The organism is uncultured Blautia sp. (genome assembly GCF_902497045.1).
Lineage (GTDB): Bacteria > Bacillota > Clostridia > Lachnospirales > Lachnospiraceae > Blautia_A.
Genome location: NZ_CABVDF010000283.1, coordinates 1 through 2,969, shown reverse-complemented (window position 1 = coordinate 2,969; position 2,969 = coordinate 1). Strand labels below are relative to the sequence as shown.

3 protein-coding genes are annotated in these 2,969 nt (G+C 44.8%); 1 reads left to right on the top strand and 2 read right to left on the bottom strand.

From position 1 onward, the window contains the following. The coding region (locus tag RDS42_RS13780; protein ID WP_308784162.1) for a GNAT family N-acetyltransferase at positions 1-443 on the top strand (443 nt) is incomplete at its 5' end. A 108-nt stretch (positions 444-551) separates the two neighbouring features. Here the strand turns inward: RDS42_RS13780 and aroA are convergent. Continuing rightward, positions 552-1,826: a 3-phosphoshikimate 1-carboxyvinyltransferase gene (gene aroA / locus RDS42_RS13775; RefSeq protein WP_308784161.1), complete on the bottom strand. Its 1,275-nt coding sequence runs from the start codon at positions 1,824-1,826 to the stop codon at positions 552-554. Positions 1,827-1,835: 9 nt separating this feature from the next. After that, the gene (locus RDS42_RS13770) at positions 1,836-2,927 is read right to left on the bottom strand and encodes a prephenate dehydrogenase (protein ID WP_308784160.1); all 1,092 of its coding nucleotides are present in this window, start codon (positions 2,925-2,927) and stop codon (positions 1,836-1,838) included. Positions 2,928-2,969 lie beyond the last annotated feature (42 nt).

The window sequence follows — 2,969 nt, the reverse complement described above, 5'->3', positions numbered from 1 at the left end:
ATTATGTAATTGTAAATAGAGGCTATCAGACGCTTCACAGTGAACATGTGGAGGGAAGACCGGATATTTATAAAGAGATGAAAGATATTTTTTTGGAAGAAGAGTATTCGAAAATGCTGACTGATCCGGATTATATTATGATTGGTGCAGAAGAAGACGGACGACTGACGGGCTTTCTGATTGCAAAACGGAAGATAACTCCTGTTAATCCCATGCTTCACAGAAATCGTACATTCTTTGTGGATGCTCTTTTTGTGGAACAGGACTGCCGCAGAAAAGGAACCGCAAAAAGATTGTATGAATATCTGGCAGCAAAGGCTGAAGAGGAAGAATGTGCCCGGATAGATCTGAAAGTCTGGGGGTTTAATAAGGGAGCTCTGGCATTTTACCAAAGTATGGGATTTCAGATACAGTCTTATAATATGGAGAAGAAACTTATATAAGAAAAAGGCAGATCCTGTGCGGTACCTCCTTAGGGAAGTTCTGAAAAGCACTGTGATCTGCCTTTGCTTATAAGCATGATTAAAATTATGAATGTTCTGCAGAAAATTTTAATTTCCGCAGAGATACAGGTCTTTATAAAATTCCGGATAGGAAATATCTACGCACTGGGCGTCCTGAATCTCCATTTCTCCCTCGCAGATGGTTCCTGCAACTGCAAAGGACATGGCCACTCTGTGGTCAAGATGCGAGTCGATCGCTGCTCCGTGGAGTGGTCTGCCTCCGTGAATGATCATTCCGTCATCAGTTCCTTCAATATCTGCTCCCATACGCTTCAGATTATCTACCATTACAGCAATTCGGTCTGATTCCTTGACTTTCAGCTCCTGCGCATCCCGGATGATGGTAGTGCCCTGGGCAAATGCGGCCATTACTGCGATCATGGGGATTTCATCGATCAAAGTAGGAATATCGGCTCCTTGGATGACGGTTCCCTTCAGAGAACTTGTGCGGATCAGGAGATCAGCAGTAGGTTCTCCTTCAGGATTTTCGTTAAGAAGCGTAATATCCGCACCCATGGACCGGCAGACCTTCAAAATGCCGGCACGGGTAGGATTGATTCCCACATTTTTCAGGAGAATCTCACTGTCTGGAGTGAGAAGCCCTGCTGCTATGAAATAAGCTGCAGAAGAAATATCTCCGGGAACAACAATATCGCGGGCTTCCAGTACAGGCTCCGGATATATGGCGGCAGAAGTTCCTGTGGAAGAAACCTTTGCACCAAAATAATTCAGCATAATCTCGGTATGATTCCTGGAAAGAAAAGGTTCTGTTACACTGGTGATGCCGTCTGCATACATTCCCGCAAGAAGAACACAGGATTTTACCTGGGCGGATGCTACGGGAGAGTCATAATGGACTGCATGAAGCGGCTTTCCGGTAATTATAAGAGGCGCGCAGCCGTTGTTGTTTCTGCTTATAATATCAGCTCCCATGGAAGCCAGAGGAGCCATGATTCTTTTCATAGGCCGGGTGCGGATGGAAGCGTCTCCGTCAATTTCTGAGGAAAAATTTTGACCTGCAAGAATCCCGGAGATCAGTCTTGTTGTGGTGCCGCTGTTTCCCACATCCAGAATGCCGGAAGGAGCCTGCAGCCCGTGCAGTCCTTTTCCATGGACAAGGATCTGATCCTGGTTCCTTTCTATTTCAATTCCCATTTTACGGAAACAGGAGATTGTAGAGAGACAGTCAGCCCCTTCCAGAAAATGAGTGATTCTTGTGGTACCTTTTGCAAGAGCACCAAACATTACAGCTCTGTGAGAAATGGATTTGTCTCCCGGAACTGTAAGAGTTCCTCTCAGTCCGGTCTGTTTTTTTATTTTCATAATAGATACCTACCGTTCGTAAACAATATAGTTTCGTTTCTTTAAAAGAGCGCTTGCCCGGTTCATGGCATCCTCTTCATAAAATTCTATTTTCAGTACACCCTGTTCAAATTCCCGGTTATGTATGATTCCGATATTCTTGATATTGATCTTATCCATGGCAAGAATCGTGGCAATAGTTGCGATTCCGCCAGCTTCATCAACGATGTCGAGATAGAGGACATATGCTCTGGTGATAGGTCCTTTTGAGGTAACATCAATAGAATCCCGGTAATCTCTGGAAGCGGCAAAAAGCTGATAGAGCTGATCCGCCTCTTTGTTGTCAACAGAGCAGCGTATCTGGATCAGCATACGGATATATTCATCCAGCACTGCGGAAATATTTCTGGTGTTTTCTAGACAGATCTGCTGCCACATAACAGGAGATGAGGAGGCGATCCTGGTAATATCCCGGAAACCGCCGGCTGCAATGGTCTTCATATATTCTGCATCATTATCGAGAGCACTTACCAGATTTACCAGTGAGGAGGCGATAATGTGAGGCAGATGACTGACTCCTGCTGTGATAAAATCATGCTCTTCGGCAGTAAGCACCATGGGGATAGCGCCCAGGGAGTCGATAAGCTCTGAAAATTCCGTAAGCTTATTTAAAGGAACCTCCCCTCCTGGAGTTAGAATATAATAGGCGTTTTCCAACAGGTGATCAGAAGAATTGGCAAAGCCGGAGCGTTCTGAGCCTGCCATGGGGTGCCCGCCGATAAAATTATGATCCAGCCCGATTTCCTCTACTGCCTGATGAATAGGACCCTTGACACTGCCTGCATCTGTAATGATGCATTCATCCGAGATAACCTCTTTTAAATATTTCAGATATTGAATGTTATATTCTACCGGAGCACAGAGGAAAATATAATCACAGTTGTGATATCTTTCGTCTTTTTCTTCCAGTACACCGTCAATAACTCCGCTGCTCAGTGCGGCAGCCAGGGTTTCTCTGTGTCTGGCATAGGCCAGAATATGGTAATCCGGATGAACTCTGCGGATCGTTTTTGCAATAGAGCCTCCAATAAGACCGAGGCCGATAAAACCAATGGTTTTCATAGATATAGTGATCCTTTCCCAAGAAAAATATACTCATATTTT

Excerpts from the sequence above, each read along its gene's own strand:
- aroA (WP_308784161.1), bottom strand. The coding sequence starts at position 1,826 with ATGAAAATAAAAAAACAGACCGGACTGAGAGGAACTCTTACAGTTCCG.
- RDS42_RS13770 (WP_308784160.1), bottom strand. The coding sequence starts at position 2,927 with ATGAAAACCATTGGTTTTATCGGCCTCGGTCTTATTGGAGGCTCTATT.